Annotated in this window: 12 protein-coding genes; 7 read left to right on the forward strand and 5 right to left on the reverse strand. The window is 70.8% G+C overall.

Annotation, left to right across the window (positions count from 1 at the left end; translation table 11 throughout):
* The first annotated feature begins 57 nt into the window (after positions 1-57).
* The 3 genes from BJ969_RS04435 to BJ969_RS04445 all read left to right on the forward strand — a co-directional run bounded on the left by BJ969_RS04435 (position 58) and on the right by BJ969_RS04445 (position 6,271).
* On the forward strand, positions 58-4,989 hold the full coding sequence (locus BJ969_RS04435) for an NAD-glutamate dehydrogenase (RefSeq protein ID WP_184477552.1): 4,932 nt from the start codon (positions 58-60) through the stop codon (positions 4,987-4,989).
* A gap of 204 nt (positions 4,990-5,193) precedes the next feature.
* Entirely contained in the window at positions 5,194-5,637 is a 444-nt protein-coding gene (locus BJ969_RS04440; protein ID WP_184477554.1) for a thioesterase family protein, read from the forward strand.
* Positions 5,630-6,271: a DUF8010 domain-containing protein gene (locus tag BJ969_RS04445; protein WP_184477556.1), complete on the forward strand. Its 642-nt coding sequence runs from the start codon at positions 5,630-5,632 to the stop codon at positions 6,269-6,271. Before BJ969_RS04440 ends, BJ969_RS04445 begins: the two co-directional genes overlap by 8 nt.
* A 249-nt stretch (positions 6,272-6,520) precedes the next feature.
* On the opposite strand, the gene BJ969_RS04450 is transcribed toward BJ969_RS04445, so the two are convergent.
* The 5 genes from BJ969_RS04450 to BJ969_RS04470 all read right to left on the reverse strand — a co-directional run bounded on the left by BJ969_RS04450 (position 6,521) and on the right by BJ969_RS04470 (position 13,072).
* Entirely contained in the window at positions 6,521-7,837 is a 1,317-nt protein-coding gene (locus tag BJ969_RS04450; RefSeq protein WP_184477558.1) for a heparan-alpha-glucosaminide N-acetyltransferase domain-containing protein, read from the reverse strand.
* Between the two features lie 283 nt (positions 7,838-8,120).
* Positions 8,121-9,365: an alpha-amylase family glycosyl hydrolase gene (locus BJ969_RS04455; RefSeq protein ID WP_184477560.1), complete on the reverse strand. Its 1,245-nt coding sequence runs from the start codon at positions 9,363-9,365 to the stop codon at positions 8,121-8,123.
* 17 nt (positions 9,366-9,382) lie between these two features.
* Positions 9,383-9,775, reverse strand: coding sequence for a globin (locus BJ969_RS04460; protein WP_184477561.1), 393 nt, complete (start codon positions 9,773-9,775; stop codon positions 9,383-9,385).
* A gap of 22 nt (positions 9,776-9,797) precedes the next feature.
* A complete protein-coding gene (locus BJ969_RS04465) occupies positions 9,798-10,775 on the reverse strand; it encodes a mechanosensitive ion channel family protein (protein WP_184477563.1) in 978 nt (325 codons plus the stop codon).
* 191 nt (positions 10,776-10,966) lie between these two features.
* Positions 10,967-13,072, reverse strand: a complete 2,106-nt coding sequence (locus BJ969_RS04470) for a prolyl oligopeptidase family serine peptidase (protein ID WP_343071222.1) — start codon at positions 13,070-13,072, stop codon at positions 10,967-10,969.
* A 255-nt stretch (positions 13,073-13,327) separates the two neighbouring features.
* Between BJ969_RS04470 and BJ969_RS04475 the strand changes: the two genes are divergently transcribed.
* The 4 genes from BJ969_RS04475 to BJ969_RS04490 all read left to right on the forward strand — a co-directional run bounded on the left by BJ969_RS04475 (position 13,328) and on the right by BJ969_RS04490 (position 16,556).
* Positions 13,328-13,957, forward strand: coding sequence for an HNH endonuclease (locus tag BJ969_RS04475; RefSeq protein ID WP_425503521.1), 630 nt, complete (start codon positions 13,328-13,330; stop codon positions 13,955-13,957).
* A gap of 127 nt (positions 13,958-14,084) precedes the next feature.
* Entirely contained in the window at positions 14,085-14,996 is a 912-nt protein-coding gene (locus BJ969_RS04480) for a hypothetical protein (RefSeq protein WP_184477565.1), read from the forward strand.
* Between the two features lie 824 nt (positions 14,997-15,820).
* Complete coding sequence (gene ctaJ, locus BJ969_RS04485) at positions 15,821-16,087, forward strand: aa3-type cytochrome oxidase subunit CtaJ (RefSeq protein WP_184477567.1); 267 nt, start codon at positions 15,821-15,823, stop codon at positions 16,085-16,087.
* On the forward strand, positions 16,074-16,556 hold the full coding sequence (locus BJ969_RS04490; RefSeq protein ID WP_184477569.1) for a DUF5130 family protein: 483 nt from the start codon (positions 16,074-16,076) through the stop codon (positions 16,554-16,556). The genes ctaJ and BJ969_RS04490 overlap by 14 nt, the downstream gene beginning before the upstream one ends.
* The last annotated feature ends 27 nt before the right edge of the window (positions 16,557-16,583 follow it).

The raw sequence follows: 16,583 nt of genomic DNA on the forward strand, positions 1-16,583 counted from the left end.
TTAGGGTGGAATCCGTGTTGGCACAACGCGGTGCCGTCAAGCGTGGAGCAGCTGAAGATGACCTCGAAACCCCGATCCGCCATCCCTGACGCCGACACCGTCAGGCCTGCCGTGCTGGAGAATCCGGAGGCCTCGAAGGCCTGGTTGCTGGATCGCTCCGCCGAAGCCGCCGGGGAGCTCGGCGAGCTGTTGCGGACCTACTTTCGGCATGTGCCTGCCGAAGAGCTCGCGGGCGACGAACCGGCGGAACTGGTCGCGGCCCTGCGGTCGCACCACGCGCTGGCCGGTGTGAGAGCGGCGGGCCGTCCGCTGGTGCGGATCGTGAACCCCAGCCTCGAACCGGACGGCTGGCGGAATTCGGCGACCGTGCTGCAGCTGGTCACCGACGACATGCCGTACCTGGTGGACAGCGTGATCGCCGAGCTGACCCGGCACGGCGCCGAGGTGCAGCGCATCATCCACCCGATCGTCGTGGTGCGCCGCGACGCCGCGGGCGAGCTGCTCGAAGTGCTGCCGCAGGCCGATCCGGGCGACCCGCCGCAGGACGCGCTGGCCGAGTCGTGGATGTTCGCCGAAGTCGACCGGATCACCGACGCCGACCGGTTGCAGGCGCTGGAGCAGGGCCTGCTCACCGTGCTCAGCGACGTCCGGGAGGTCGTCGAGGACACCGAGCGGATGCTGGCGAAGGCCCGTTCGGTGGCCGACGAGCTCGAAGCGCAGCGCGGCCAGCAGGCGCAGGACGGCGCGGGGCTGCTGCGCTGGCTCGCCGACGGCCACTTCACCTTCCTCGGCTACCGGCACAACGAACTCGCCGAGCAGGACGGCCGGCCGGAGCTGAGCCCGGTGCTCGCGTCCGGGCTGGGCGTGCTGCGCAGCGACGCGGTGGCGGCCGAGGACCTCACCACCGGCCCCGACGTGCTCACCAGCACCGGGTCCGGGGAGCCGCTGGTGCTCACCCAGGCCAGCGCACCGTCCACTGTGCACCGTTCGGTGCACCCGTTCTACGTCGGCGTGCTGACCTACGACGAGGGCGGCGCGGTCAACGGGGAACACCGCTTCCTCGGCATGTTCACCACCACGGCACTGCACGAGAACGTGCTCGACATCCCGTTCATCGAGCGCCGGGTGCGCAAGGCGATCCACGGCGCCGGGTTCCCGCTGGAGTCCTACTCGGGGCAGCGGATGCTGGAGGAGATCCAGAACTACCCGCGCACCGAACTGTTCTCCACCGACCTGGAGATGCTGCGCGACACCGTGACCGGTGTGCTGGCGCTCGCCGAACGCCGCAAGCTCAAGCCGTTCGTGCGCCGCGACCCGTACGGCCGGTTCTTCTCCTGCCTGGTGTACCTCCCGCGGGACCGCTACACGACCCGTTCCCGGCTGGCGATGCAGGAGGTCCTGCTGGCCGAGCTGGGCGGCGGCAGCGTCGAGTACAGCACCCGCGTCGGCGAGTCGGCGCTGGCCCGCGTGCACTTCGTGGTGCACACCAAGCCCGGCGGGCAGGCCCCGGAGCCGGACTTGGCGCGCATCCAGCAGCGGCTGTCCGAAGCGATCCACACCTGGGAAGACCAGATGGTCGACGAGGTGGAGATCGCCCCCGCCGGCGGCGAGGAGCCGCGCCGGGTGCGCCGCTCGGAGGCCGCGAGCGAAGCCGCCCAGCAGTACGCCGCCTCGTTCCCCGAGGCGTACAAGGAGGACTTCAGCGCGGGCGAGGGCCTGCTGGACCTGCGCAAGCTGGAGTCGCTGTCCGGCGAGCACGACCTGCGGATGTCCTTCTACACGCCGCGCGACGCGGCGCCGGGCGAGCGCCGGTTCAAGATCTACGTCGCCGGTGAGCGGGTGACGCTCTCGCGCGTGCTGCCGGTGCTGCAGAGCATGGGCGTCGAGGTCGTCGACGAGCGCCCCTACGAGGTGGTGCCCGAGGCCGGCGAGCAGTGCTGGATCTACGACTTCGGCCTGCGCCTGGAGGCGGGGCTGCTCGAAACCGAGGGCGCCGAGCGGCTGGACACGTTGCGCGAGCGGTTCGAGGACTCGTTCCGCGCCGCCTGGCAGGGCGAGGCGGAGGTGGACCGCTTCAACTCGCTGGTGCTGCGGGCCGGGCTCAGCTGGCGCCAGGCGTCGGTGCTGCGCGCCTACGCGAAGTACCTGCGCCAGACGGGCGTTCCCTACAGCCAGGAGTTCATCGCCGACGTCATCCTCACGCACCGGGCGACGACGGTGGCGCTGACCCGGCTGTTCGAGGTGCGCTTCGACCCGAAGCTCGGCGAGGAGGACCGCGCCGCGCGCCAGGAGGAGCTGCACACCCAGATCACCCGGTTGATCGACGATGTGACCAGCCTCAACGCCGACCGGATCCTGCGCAGCTACCTGAGCCTGATCACCGCGACGCTGCGCACGAACTACTACGCCGACGGCGCGCGGGAACGTTCCTACCTGGCGATGAAGCTGGAGCCGAAGGGGATCCCCGGGCTGCCCGAACCGCGGCCGGAGTACGAGATCTTCGTGTACTCGCCGCGCGTGGAGGGCGTGCACCTGCGCTTCGGTTCGGTGGCCCGCGGCGGGCTGCGCTGGTCGGACCGGCTGGAGGACTTCCGCACCGAGATCCTCGGCCTGGTCAAGGCGCAGGCGGTGAAGAACGCGGTGATCGTGCCGGTCGGTGCGAAGGGCGGCTTCGTGGTGAAGCGCCCGCCGCTGCCCACCGGCGACCCCGGCAAGGACCGGGAGGCGAGCCTGAACGAGGGCATCGCCTGCTACCGCATGTTCATCTCGGGCCTGCTGGACCTGACCGACAACCTCGTGGCCGGTGAGGTCGATCCGCCGCAGGGCGTGGTGCGCCACGACGGCGACGACACGTACCTGGTGGTGGCCGCGGACAAGGGCACGGCGGCGTTCTCCGACATCGCCAACGAGGTCGCCGGTTCCTACGGTTTCTGGCTCGGTGACGCGTTCGCCTCCGGTGGTTCCGTCGGCTACGACCACAAGGCCATGGGAATCACCGCGAAGGGCGCGTGGGAGAGCGTCAAGCGGCACTTCCGCGAGCTGGACATCGACACGCAGCGCGAGGACTTCACCGTCGTCGGCATCGGCGACATGGGCGGTGACGTGTTCGGCAACGGCATGCTGCTGTCCGAGCACATCCGGCTGGTCGCGGCGTTCAACCACATGCACGTGTTCATCGACCCGGAGCCGGACGCGGCGAGCTCGTTCGCGGAGCGCCGCAGGCTGTTCGAGCTGCCCCGGTCCACGTGGGACGACTACGACCGCAGCAAGATCAGCGAGGGCGGCGGCGTGTGGTCGCGGTCGTTGAAGTCGATCCCGCTGGGCGACAAGGTCCGCACCGCGCTCGGCATCGACTCCTCGGTGACGGCGCTGCCCCCGGCCGAGCTGATCAAGGCGATCCTGCAGGCACCCGCCGACCTGCTGTGGAACGGCGGCATCGGCACTTACGTGAAGGCCGGTACCGAGACGCACGGCGAGGTGGGCGACAAGGCGAACGACGCGGTCCGCGTCGACGGCGGCCAGCTGCGGGTGCGGGTGGTCGGTGAGGGCGGCAACCTGGGCCTGACCCAGCTGGGCCGCATCGAGTTCGCCCGCGCGGGCGGCAAGGTCAACACCGACGCGCTGGACAACTCCGCCGGGGTGGACTGCTCGGACCACGAGGTCAACATCAAGGTCCTGCTGGACCACCTGGTCTCCGAGGGCGCGCTGGACGGGGCGCAGCGCAACGAGCTGCTGGCGGAGATGACCGACGAGGTCTCCGACCTGGTGCTGGCCGACAACTACCGGCAGAACGCGGTGCTCGGCATCTCCCGCGCGCACGGCGCCGAGATGGTGTCGGTGCACGCCAGGCAGATCACCGCGCTGGAGGACAACGGGCTCGACCGCGAGCTGGAGGCGCTGCCCGGCAAGAAGGAGCTGCGCGACCGGGAGAAGAACGGAACCGGCCTGAGCTCGCCGGAGCTGGCGACGCTGATGGCGCACGTGAAGCTCTCGTTGAAGGCGCAGGTGCTGGCCAGCGACCTGCCGGACGCGGACGCGTTCAGCGGGCGGCTGCCGGACTACTTCCCGAAGCCGCTGCGGGAGCGCTACGCCGACGCGATCCCCGCGCACCCGCTGCGCCGCGAGATCACCTCGACGCTGCTGGTCAACGAGGTCGTCGACGGCGCGGGCGTGTCCTACGCGTACCGGTTGTCGGAGGAGATCTCCGCCACCGCCACCGACGCGGTGCGGGCGTTCGCCGTGGTCACCGGCGTGTACGACCTGCCGGAGCTGTGGCGGCGGATCGACGAGCTGGACAACGTGGTGCCCAGCCGGGTCGCGGACGAGATGGTGCTGCAGGTCCGCAGGTTGCTGGACCGGGCCGCCCGCTGGCTGCTGTCGAACCGGCCGCAGCCGTTGGCGATCGGTGCCGAGATCAGCCGGTTCCGGCCGGTCGTGGCGGAGCTGTCGGCGAGCGTGCCGGGCATGCTGCGCGGCCGGGCGGCGGCGGGTGCTCAGGAGAAGGCCCAGCGGCTCATGGCCGAGGGCGTGCCCGCGGACCTGGCGGAACGCATCGGGGCGCTGCTGGACACCTACGCGCTGCTGGACATCACCGAGGTCGCCGAGCTGGCCGAGCGCGACGCCGGGTTCAGCGCGGAGCGCAGCCCTCGGGAGAGCGCGGAGCTGTACTACGTGCTCTCCGAGCACCTCGACATGGAGCGGCTGCTGCTGGCGGTCAACGGGCTCGAACGCGGCAACCGGTGGCATTCGCTGGCGCGGCTGGCGCTGCGCGACGACCTCTACGCCTCGTTGCGGGCGTTGACGATCGACGTGCTCAGCACCAGCGACCCGGAGGAACCGGCGGCGGACAAGATCGCCCAGTGGGAGGCCACCAACGCTTCCCGGATCGGGCGGGCCAGGACCTCGCTGGAGGCGATCAAGCGCTCCGGCACCTTGGACCTGGCGACGTTGTCGGTGGCTACCCGGCAGTTGCGCAGCATGGTGCGGTGATGCCGGCCGCCGCTGCGACGGGTGCGGCGGTGTGAGCGCAGGAGGGGCGGGCCGGGAGGTCCGCCCCTCCTCGCGTCCGCGCCCGGCGATCCGGCGCGGGGCGCGACTGTGCGAGGCTCGGGGCGCGAGGCCGATCGTGCGCACCGGCGTGCGGACTACGATCTGGGTGAGCCTCAGCCATCACCACGGAAAGGACACCGACGAGTGGGTGCGTTCGTAGCCGATGTTCCGCTGCGCTGGTCCGACATGGACGCGTTCGGGCACGTCAACCACGCCAGGACGGTGACCCTGCTGGAAGAGGCCCGGGTGGAGCTGCTGTTCACCGAAGCGGGCAGGCAGGGCCTGCTCGGCATGGCCGAAGGCATGGTGGTGGCGCGCCTCGCCGTCGACTACCGGATCCCGGTGGCGCATTCGGCGGGCACCTTGCAGGTGCGGTTGTCGGTGCGCGACCTCAAATCGGCTTCGTTCGTCATCGACTACTCGGCGTCCACGAGCGGTTCCGCCGAGGTCGCCACGGCCGAGACGGTCATGGTGCCCTACGACCTCAAGGCCGGGCGTCCGCGCAGGCTCACCTCCGACGAGCGGACGTTCCTCGCCGAGTGGCAGCTCACCCTCGCGGCGTCGGAAGCGGGGCACGACCATGCCTGAGCTGCGGATGCCGGATCCGGTGGAGCGCGACGACCTGGGCGCGTTCGTGGCGCGGTCGGTGCGGCTGGACTCGCAGACGGCGATCCGGCTGCGCAACCGCCGCGACACCGGTCGCATCGACGTGTGGGCGGCGACGCCGTTCGACGCGTTGTGCACGCGCTCGGTGGAGGGCGAGGCCGATCCCGCGGACCTCACGGTGTCCGGCAACGAACTGCTGGCCGCGCTGACCGTCGCGGGCGGCCCGAAGATGGATCCGGGGCCGCCGCGGGACCTGCTGTGGCGTTCCGAGCTGCCGCCGCCGGAAGGCTGGCGGCGGGTGGACGACCTGCCCGCGAAGCTCGTCGGCGAGGTCGCCGATCGCGGGATCGGAGTGGCGAAGGAGAACGTGGGGCCGAAGGGCACCCCGCCCGCGTCGCTGCTCGATCAGGAGGTGTTCACGGTCAGCGGTGCCGGGCTGGACGTGAAGGTCCCGCTGCGCTGCCTGTTCGTGCTCTCCGGCATGGGTTTCCTGGTCTCCGACCCGGCGGAGTCGGAGATCGTGCGGGTCAGCGCCACCGATTCCTGGCTGCGCCTGGACTCCCGCTTCGGCGCAGTGGTCCGCCGCCGCCACGCACTCCTACCCCTGCTCATGTGACCGAAACCCCGAGTCCAAATGCCGAGCAAGGGCGACGAAACCGTGCCTTGGGCGAAGCACGCCTGCCTTGCGGCCGAAGGCCGTGCCTGTATGTGCGAAGCACATAGCCCACGTCGAAAAGGTGACCACCGGCGGGTTCTCAGCGTTCTTCTCGCGAGGACGGCTTTTTCCCTCGTGGCGGAGCCACTTGGGGAAAAGATCCCGCAGCGAGAAGAACGCTGAGGTTCCGCTAGATGACCACCCGAGCCATCAAGCCCGGCGGGGTTGAAGCCGTTCGACGCACCAACTCACAGCGCTGCTGACCGCGCCCTCCAACGGCCCCCGCCGGAAGAACCGCTTCCACACCGTCGCGAACACCAGCGAGAACACCAGGAACAGCTCCGACATGTAGGTGTTCACGAGTCCGACGATGCCCTCCGGGCGGTGCCCGTCCGGGGGGAACGCCGGGAGGTCCGGGACCCAGGTGGCGGCCTGGCCCATGCTCGCGAGGTTGTCCAGCGTCTCCGGGACCCCGCTCATCGGCCAGCCGCCGACGACGATCTGCCAGGCCATCACCAGGGCGTGCAGCGCGTACAGGGTGAGCGCCATCGTGCCGGCCTTGATCAGCGGCAGCAGCGGGCGTTCGAAGCGGTCCGCCAGTTCCAGGCACAGCACCAGGACCGCGACCGCGACGCCCAGCGAGCCCAGCAGTTCGAAGGAGGAGCCGCTGTGCGCGCGGGCCGCGAGCAGGAACTCGGGGTGCTCGATCGGCACGGTGCCTTCGGTGAGCACGTCTGGCAGCGGTCCCGTCACCAGTCCGAGAAGCGCCGAGGTCGTGTACGTCACCACCGCCAGCAGCACGCTGCCGATGCCCAGCCGCAGCCGCACCGCGCGGGAGCGCAGGTCGAGCCTGCCGACGGTGATTCCCGCCAGCACCAGCCCGAGGTACGTCGCGGCCGGGTAGAAGTCCAGCAGCGTCAGGTCGAGCACGCCCAGTTCGGCGAACAGGTGCCCCGGATCGACGGAGTTGAACGCGCCCACCGCCGCCGCCACCGAGTTGTTCCCGGCGAGCACGGTGCGCAGCAGGTACGAGGCCTGGGGGCCGACGATCATCATGGCCCCGGCGGCGATGGCGGTGCCGCGCGGCCCCAGCCCGAGGAACGGCAGCGACAGCAGGAAGTACACGCCGTAGAACGGGATGATCACGGTGAGCAGGAAGCCCGTCGCCTCGGTCGCCTTCGCGAGCGCCAGCCCGATGATCAGCAGCAGCACCGCCCGGAGCGCGACCCGCACCCGCGCGTCGCGCAGCGCGGCCCCGGTCAGCGGGGTTCCGCGCCCGGTGAGCATCGCCAGCGAGACCCCGGCCAGGAAGGTGAACAGCGCGGTCGCGCGTCCGCTGGAGGCCTGCGCCATGCCGATCTCGACGAAGCCGCCGCTGAACGGGGCCCCGAAGTGGATCACGAACATCCCGAAGATGGCGACGAATCGGGCCAGGTCCACACCGAGCAGCCGGTTACCGCGGGCTGTCCGGGGGCGTTGATCACGGCGCTGGGCCTCGTGGCGAGGTGCCGGGCTCGCTGCGGTCATGACGTCCTGAAAGAGACTGAAGGCGGAACTCGGGCGTTGCACAACTTACCCGCCGGTCGTGGTCCGCTCGTCGCAAGGTCGTCCAGCGCGTTCGGCCCGCCTCCGGGTGCGGTGCCGACACCCGCTCCGGCCTGCGCGTTCGCCCTGAGCCGGTGCCCCGGCGACCGCGTGATTGGGCTGATCGGGTGACGTTGTCGTGACCTGTTCATCGCACCGGAAGCGCCAGGGAAGGGCGCAGCCGGGCACTGCGATCGGGCCAGCGCCCCGCCCGTAGCGCGAACGGTCAGATGAGCCACACCGCGGTGTTCGGCGGCAGCCGGTCGCCCTCCAGCGCTCCGCTGGCGAGCAGCACTTCGCCCGGCGGCAGCGTCACCGATTCCGCCGACGCGTTCAACGCGCAGGTGAGCTCGCCCGGTTCCCGGCGGAACGCGAAGCACCCGGGCGGGGCGCCGAACCACGACACCTGGTCACCGCGCAGCGCCGGGTGCTCCTTGCGGAGCTCCAGCGCGCGCCGGTACAGCGACAACGTCGAGTCCGGGTCTTCCAGCTGGGCCTCCACGGTGTACGGGGCCCACTCCACCGACATCGGCCACCAGCCGCCCGGCACCGGTGAGAAGCCGAACGACGGTTCCTCGCCCTCCCACGGCATGGGGCCGCGCGCGGGCGACGCGGAGCGCGCGCCGCCGGCGCTGGGCAGGCCCAGCTCCTCGCCGGTGTCCAGCCCGACGATGCCCGGCAGGCCCAGCGAGACCAGGGCCAGCGCCCGAGCCCGCGCCTCGCCGGTGGCGCCACCGCCGAACCGCGTCACCGGGTGCATCCGGTCCTCACCGGTCACGACCCACACCGCGGGCACGCCCAGCATCTCCGCCGAGGCGAGCATCCGGGTGATGACCTCGCGCAGCTCCGCCGCGTCGAACAACGTGCGGCCCAGCCGCAGATCGATGCCGATGTCCCAGCCGTCGTGGTCGTCGTACCCGTCGAACCACGACTCGTCGATGAGCACCCCGATGCCGCGCCCCGGGTAGTCCGCCGCGATGGGCGAGAGCTCGGCCAGCACCTCGCGCACCGCGGCGCCCGCGGGTTCGCCCGCGCCGGGCGCCACCGCGACGCGCAGGGCGTCCACGCCGCGGTCCAGCCAGAACCGCACCGACGTCGCGAACACCTCGTGCCCGTCGGTGCCGATCCGGTCGACGAGGTCGCGCTGCGCGGTCACGTCGATCGCGACCCGCAGGCCCGCGGCGTGCGCCTCGTCCACCAGCGACTCGAACGACTCCAGCTCGCCGAGCACGGGGTCGACGCCGCGACCGCGTTCCGGATCGGTCAGCGGGCTCGCGGTCAGCGCCGTGAGCCACAGCGCGTCCACGCCGAGCAGCTCCAGGTACCCGAGGCGCAGCCGCGCGCCGTCGAGATCTCCCACGCCGTCACCGTTGGCGTCGGCGAACGAGCGCAGGTCGACCCGGTAGAAGACGGCGTCGCGCCACCAAGGCGCGACGGCCGCCGCTGCCGAGTCCCCCACCGGTGCGTTCATGACAAACGATCAGGCTCCTAGAACCACGAATTCATCATGCTCTGCGCTGCCATCTCCAAGTACTGCCAGAGCTGCCGGCGATGCTCGTCGTCGAGCTCGGCCTCGTCCACCGCGATCCGCATGCAGCGCAGCCACGCGTCCCGCTCCGCAGGGCCCACCTTGAACGGTGCGTGCCGCATCCGCAGCCGGGGGTGTCCCCGACGGTCCGAATAGGTGTGCGGCCCGCCCCAGTACTGCATCAGGAACAGCCGCAGCCGCTCCTCGGCGGGTCCGAGGTCCTCCTCGGGGTACAGCGGGCGCAGCAGCTCGTCCTTGGCCACCTCCTCGTAGAACCGGGCCACGATGAAGTGGAAGGTGGGTTCGCCGCCGACTTGGTCGTAGAAGGTCTCCGGTGCGCTCACGCGTTCCATCCTCCCCTGCCGGCGGCGGTGCTCATACCTGGGCCGAGTCGATCTGCGGCCGTCCGTTCGGGTAGGGCGGCTGGATGTCCTCGTCGTCGTAGGCCCGCTTGATCGCCACGCGGAGCCTGCGCTGCACCGCCCACTGGGTGCTGGGCCGCACCTTCACGGTCAGGCGCAGCGTGATCGTGTCGGAGGTGATCTGGTCCACGCCCAGCATCTCCGGCGGGTCCATCACGTCCTTGGACAGCGGCTCCCTGGAGGCGGCTTCGGTGGCGACCCGGGTGGCGACCTCCATCGCCTTCTCCACGGAGCTCGTGTGCGAGATCGGGAAGTCCACGACGGCCACGGCGAAGCCCTGGCTGGAGTTGCCGACGCGCAGGATCTCGCCGTTGCGCACGTACCAGACGGTCCCGTTGAGGTCGCGCAGCGTGGTGACCCGCAGCCCGACGGCCTCGACGGTGCCGGTGGCCTCGCCGAGGTCGACGATGTCGCCCACGCCGTACTGGTCCTCGACCATCATGAACATCCCGGACAGGAAGTCCCGGACCAGGTTCTGCGCGCCGAACGCCACCGCGACGCCGAGCACCCCGGCGGAGGCCAGGATCGGGCCGAGCTCGATGCCCAGGGACTTCAGCACGTACATCAGCGCGAGGCCGAAGATCACGAACGAGGCCAGCGACTTGAGCACCGACCCGATCGTGCGGGCGCGCTGCACGCGGCGCTCCGAGAGCAGCGCCATCCCGGCGGCTTCGCTACGGCGCTCCTTCAGCGGCACCAGCAGCTTCGGCGTCTTGCCGCCGCTGCCCCTGGTCAGCCGGGAGATCGTGCGGTGCACGAAGTAGCGGGCCAGGAACGCGATGATGACGATCATCAAGATGTTCAGCGGCTTGGCGATGAGCAGGTCCGAGTACATCGCCAGCCAGTGGTTGTCCGTCCAGGAGTAGACGGTCTCGCACCAGCTTCCTTCGTCCCGGACGCAGTCGGGCTGGGTTAACAGAGGGGGTGTCATGGGTCGGGGGTCTCCATGCTCGGGTGTTTCGGCGACCTGTGCGCGCCGCCGAAGGCCGCCACCACGTCGAAGGTGCCGTCCGGCCGAAGATCGGGAGCTGTGGACGCCCCGCCGTCCGCAGCTCCCGCAGCCGGCCGCGCACAGGACGTGGCGCGTGCCTTCCGCGACTGGTTGTCAGAAGTGGCGACCGCTCAGGCGAGGGGGAGCCCGGTAGCCTCCGCTAGGAAGGCGATCTGGTCGGTCGCCAGGCCTACCGTACGCGAAACGGAACGGGCGGAATGTCCTACCTCGGTCTCCCTGCGCAGCAGCACGGGACGTCGTGCGAGGTCGGAAGCGGTCGCGTGCTGCAGCGCCGCGCACATCTTGCGCGCGTGGTTCGGATCCACCCGCGTGTCCGACTCGTAGACGGTGAACAGCACCGACGGGTAGGCGGTGCCCTCGGTCACCGCGTGGTACGGCGAGTACGACAGCAGCCAGTCCAGCTCCGCCGGGTCGTCAGCGGTGCCGTACTCCTCGTTCCAGGTGCGGCCCAGCAGGAACTTCTCGTAGCGCACCATGTCCAGCAGCGGAGCCGAGCACACCACCGCGCGGTAGAGGTCCGGGCGCTGCGTCAGCGCCGCCCCCACGAGCAGGCCGCCGTTGGAGCCGCCGGTGATCGCCAGCTGCTGCGGTGAGCTCCACCCGGTGGCGACCAGGTGTTCGGCCGCGGCGTGGAAGTCGTCGAAGACGTTCTGCTTGCTCTCGCGCATGCCCGCGCGGTGCCACTGCTCGCCTTCCTCGCCGCCGCCGCGCAGCGACGGCAGCGCCCACACTCCGCCCGCGGCGACCCAGGCCAGCGCGGTGGGGGAGTAGGAGGGCTCCATCGACAGCGAGAACCCGCCGTAGCCGGTGACCATCGCCGGTCGCGGCTGATCGGGTTCCGCGGTGGGCGTGAGCAGGAACATCCGGACGGTGGTGCCGTCCTTCGAGGTGTACTCGACCTGCGAGGTGTGCACCTCCGGCAGCTCCGCCGCGCCGGGAGCGCGCCGATCCTGCCGGGTCGTGCCGGAGGCCCGCGTGTAGAGCTGCACGCACGGCGGGGTGGCGAAGTCGGTCCAGCCGATCCACAGCCGGTCCCGGTCGCCCTCGGTGTCCTCGTCCACCGCGGTCAGCGCCGTGATCTGACCGGTGCCGGGCAGCGGCACCTCGTCGGTGCGCTCGCCCGTGACGGGGTCGTGCAGCGCCAGGTCGGAGACCGCGTGCCTGGTGCGCAGCACCGCGAGCTTCGGGTCGTCGGTGCCGTCGTCGAACCAGCGCACCGCCTCCAGCACCGAGTCCGGTTCCTCCGGGATCAGCTCCTGCCAGTGCGCCGGCTCGGGGGTCTCGGGGTCGGTGACGCACAGCCGCCAGCGCGGCGCGTCCAGCGTGGTCTGCACGTACAGCCTGCCGTCGCGCTCCACCCACGCCGAGGCCCGGATGCCCTCCGAGGTGTCGATGACCTGGCGGAGCTCGCCGCCCGCGGACAGGTCCGCGATCCACATCGAATCCCGCCGGGCGGTGCCCGGACTGCCGTGGATCAGCAGCCAGCGGCCGTCGCGCGACACGCGGGCGTCGTAGTAGAAGGTGTGCTCCAGGCCGTCGCCGTGGACCAGCAGGTCGTCGTCGGGGTGGTTGCCGACCTGGTGGCGCCACACCCGGCGGTGGAACTGCTCCTCGCCCGCGGGCACCGCTTCCGGGGGCAGCCGCCGCACGTAGAAGAACTCGGCGCCGCCCGGCATCCAGGAGATCGACGAGTAGCGGCAGCGGTCGATCGGGCCCTCGACCAGCTCACCGGTGGTCACGTCCAGCACGTACAGCAGCGACTCCTCGTCGCCGCCGACCGACACCTGGTAGGCCAGCCGGTCGCCCTCCAGGCTCGGCGACCAGCGGTCCAGGGTCGTCAGGCCGGACGGGTCCAGCTCGGTGACGTCGAGCAGCGGCCGCTCGGAACCGTCGTCGTCGCGCAGGTACAGCACCGGGAACTCCTGCCCCGGCGCGCGGCGGGTGAAGAACGCCCGTCCGGCGCGCCACACCGGGGCCGACACCGACCCGGCCGCCAGCAGGGACGTCAGGCGCTGCGCGATCTCCGCGCGGCCGGGGAGCTCGTCGAGTCGCGCCCGCGCGAACTCGTCCTGCGCGGCCGACCACGACTCGGTGCGCGGGTCGGCCGGGTCCTCAAGACCTCGGTACGGGTCGGGAACCCGCCTGCCGTGCAGGTCGTCGACCGTGTCGGCGCGTTCGGCGGGCGGATAGGACAGGGGCGGCTGAACCTTCGTCACGCCCGCCGACGATACGGGTGCGGACGCCCCCGGCGGCGGTTCGGCACCGGCGTTCACCGAATTCACCCTGAACGATCAACACCGGAGCCCATACGATCGACACCAGTGGTGCCGGTCGGCTCATCGACCTCTCCCGGACCGTCGCGACCTCGGGTTCGTACCGCGGCGCGGGTGACTAGCACGTGGTGAATCACACGTGCGTTCGGGGTGTCGATTGTGGTCGACTGGTTCTTGCCAACCGGTGGAGGTGGTCGCGTGCACGACCGAATACCGACTCCGACAGGCGCGGCCACGGGGCTCGCGTCTCGGGCAGCGCTGTGCCGGGCACCGGCGCAGCACTGCGCGCAGTCGGGTGATCCGGTACCCCCGTGGCGCAAGCGGCGGGTGCTGTTGCTCAACACGACCTTCGAACCCCTGACCGCGCTTCCGCTGCGCAGGGCGATCGTGCTGCTGGTCTGCGGTAAGGCCGAGGTCGTCCACGGCGACTCGGCGGGCATGACGCTGCACTCGGCGACGAGCAGCCACGAAGTGCCGTCGGTGATCCGGCTGAGCAACTTCGTGCGGGTGCCGTACCGGGGGCGCGTTCCGCTCACCCGCTCCGCGCTGATGCACCGCGACGGGCATCGCTGCGTGTACTGCGGCGTTCGAGCCGAGACGATCGATCACGTGGTGCCCCGCAGCCGAGGTGGCCCGCACGCGTGGGAGAACTGCGTGGCGTGCTGCACCAAGTGCAACCACCGCAAGGCGGACAAGACGCTCAGCGAACTCGGCTGGCAGCTGCCGGTGGCTCCGCACGCGCCGCGCGGCAGGCACTGGCGGCTCATCGCGGGCTTGTCCGAGACCGATCCGCTGTGGTTGCCCTACCTGGGCGAGTCCGCGGCGTGATCCTGCTGGGAGCACGTCAGGCCGCCGCGGCGAGCTGATCGGCACCACGCCCGCTGATCCGCACGCCGCGGTCTTCGCCGCTGATCCGAACCCCGCGCTGCTCTCCGCTGATCCGAACCCCGCGCTCTTGTCCGCTGATGCGGACTCCGGCGCGTCCGCTGATCCGCACGCCGCGCTGGTCTCCGCTGATGCGAACTCCGCGCCGACCACCGCTGATGCGCACGCCGCGCCGACCACCGCTGATGCGCACGCCGCGCCGACCACCGCTGATGCGCACGCCGCGCCGACCACCGCTGATGCGCACGCCGCGCTGGTCTCCGCTGATGCGGACCCCGCGGTCTTCGCCGCTGATGCGCACGCCGCGCTGGTCTCCGCTGATGCGGACCCCGCGGTCTTCGCCGCTGATGCGCACGCCGCGCTGGTCTCCGCTGATGCGGACCCCGCGGTCTTCGCCGCTGATGCGCACGCCGCGCTGGTCTCCGCTGATGCGGACCCCGCGGTCTTCGCCGCTGATGCGCACGCCGCGCTGGTCTCCGCTGATGCGAACTCCGCGGTCCTGGCCGCTGATGCGGACGCCGCGATTTTGGCCGCTGATCCGGACGCCGCGCTGGTCTCCGCTGATGCGGACCCCGCGTTCGGTGCCGCTGATGCGGACACCTCGGTCGTGCCCGCTGATGCGGACCCCGGCTTGCGAGCTGATCCGGACCCCGCGGTCGGCGCCGCTGATGCGAACACCGCGCTGCTCTCCGCTGATCCGCACGCCCCTGTCCGCGCCGCTGATCCGGACACCTCGATCAAGGGAGCTGATGCGCACGCCCTGCCTGCCGCTGATCCGGACTCCGCGCTGGTCTCCGCTGATCCGCACACCTCGGTCGGTACCGCTGATCCGCACGCCGCGGTGGCCGCCGCTGATCGGCACGCCACTGGCTGTGTGCGCACCGTGTTCAACAAGGGGCTGCGCATCGAAGGAATTGGTGACAACATTACGCTGAGCGGCGGTTTCGATGATCGACATGGTGTGCCTCCCGCAGGCCAATAGACGAGTTATGGGGCTAGTGATCAAATATGCAAGACCCATACAGGTGAAAAACTAGAAGCGCGGGAGCGTTCAAACAAGCCGCCAAGTTGCCGCCTGCTGCGACCTTCTGGATGGGCTCCATTCGGCGGCGGCGATTACTCTGAAAGAGTTAGATTACGTGAGGCGCAACACGCTTGACTAGTGACTTTCGGTAGCCTTTGTCCTGCTCAGGCCCAGAATGAACACGGTGAGTCACTGATCCGGCGCGTACTGCCTACCTGTCGTAGCCAGGTGTCGTGTTCCCGTCGCCGGCGTGCGATTCGGCGGACGCGAGCGGTGTTCCCGGTGTTCGCGAGGTCGCGAACGGGCCGGATTTCGGAGTGGAATCGCAGCTCAGCGGGATTTTCTGGCTGCGCGGACGACCTGGGGCGGCCGGTGGGCTCGACTGGAGCTTCCTCGCACGGAACCGACATCGTGTCAAGAGTGGCGGCGTTTCACTCGTTCGGCGGTATGGGATTTTCACTAGGAATTGAGGAGTTGTTCGCGCGGAGCTCGACCGGGATCGGCGTGGCGCGCGAAAGGCGAGCTTTCTCGCGTTCCCGTTTCCGCGACGTCCGCAGCTTCGTGCGTTTTCGCAGGTGATGACGATTCTTCCCGGGGAGTCGCGGTTTCTCCGTTCGCAATTGCCCGGGATTACGCTGCGTTGTCCACAGGTTCATCCACAGGTGCGGACGCCCTCGCCGCGCGCGGTCGCGAGGACGTTCCGAGCGGCCCCGCGCACCGGAAGGCGACCGGTAGCCGTGGCGTCGTCCCACGAGGCGGCGTGATCGGCTACCGTGCTGGGCGTGACTGTGGTGGAGACCTTCCTCGTGCTGGCGGTGATCCCAGCGTCCGTGTACCTCCTGGTCACGGCGATCGCCTTCCGGTCGAGCCTGACCCGTACCCGTTATCGCGCAGGCCAGGACTGGGAGTTCGCGCCCGTGTTCTGGGTCGCGAACCCGGCAGGCGTGAGCACTGCTCCGCCCGGCGACCTGGACTCGTCCGAGACCGCGTCCGACGCCGTCGAGCACACGCACAGCACCGACCGGGGAGGCGCACGTGGGAACTGGTGAGATCACCGGCGCGAGCCGGTCCGGTGAGCAGGAACTGGCGGCGGGCGAGGCCGTGACGGCGACCGGGCGGCTCTCCATCGCCCGCCGGGTCAAGCCGGAGGCGCGGCACCTGCCGTTCAGCACCGGCCAGCTCGCCCGGCTCGACGAAGCGCTCACGCTCTCCAGCCGCAGCACCGGCCTGGAGTTCGCGATCTACCTCGGCGACCTCGGTGAGCAGACCCGCGAGTCCGCGGCGGCGCTGCACGCCAACCTGGGCGCGCGCGCCGAGGAGGGGGTGCTGCTGGCGGTGTCCCCGCAGCAGCGCGCCGTCGAGATCGTCACCGGCGCGGAGTCGAAGCGCCGCGTGCCGGACCGCAGCTGCCAGCTGGCCTTGATGACCATGGTCGCCTCCTTCAAGGAAGGCGAACTGATCGACGGCCTGATCAGCGCGCTGCGGATGCTCTCCGACGCGGCGGGCACCCAGCGCTGAGCACCGCGCCGGTCACGACCGGCGCAG

This window comes from Saccharopolyspora gloriosae (genome assembly GCF_014203325.1).
Classification (GTDB): domain Bacteria; phylum Actinomycetota; class Actinomycetes; order Mycobacteriales; family Pseudonocardiaceae; genus Saccharopolyspora_C; species Saccharopolyspora_C gloriosae.

Excerpts from the sequence above, each read along its gene's own strand:
- BJ969_RS04445 (WP_184477556.1), top strand. The coding sequence starts at position 5,630 with ATGCCTGAGCTGCGGATGCCGGATCCGGTGGAGCGCGACGACCTGGGC.
- BJ969_RS04435 (WP_184477552.1), top strand. The coding sequence starts at position 58 with ATGACCTCGAAACCCCGATCCGCCATCCCTGACGCCGACACCGTCAGG.
- BJ969_RS04460 (WP_184477561.1), bottom strand. The coding sequence starts at position 9,775 with ATGGAACGCGTGAGCGCACCGGAGACCTTCTACGACCAAGTCGGCGGC.
- BJ969_RS04455 (WP_184477560.1), bottom strand. The coding sequence starts at position 9,365 with ATGAACGCACCGGTGGGGGACTCGGCAGCGGCGGCCGTCGCGCCTTGG.
- BJ969_RS04450 (WP_184477558.1), bottom strand. The coding sequence starts at position 7,837 with ATGACCGCAGCGAGCCCGGCACCTCGCCACGAGGCCCAGCGCCGTGAT.
- BJ969_RS04465 (WP_184477563.1), bottom strand. The coding sequence starts at position 10,775 with ATGACACCCCCTCTGTTAACCCAGCCCGACTGCGTCCGGGACGAAGGA.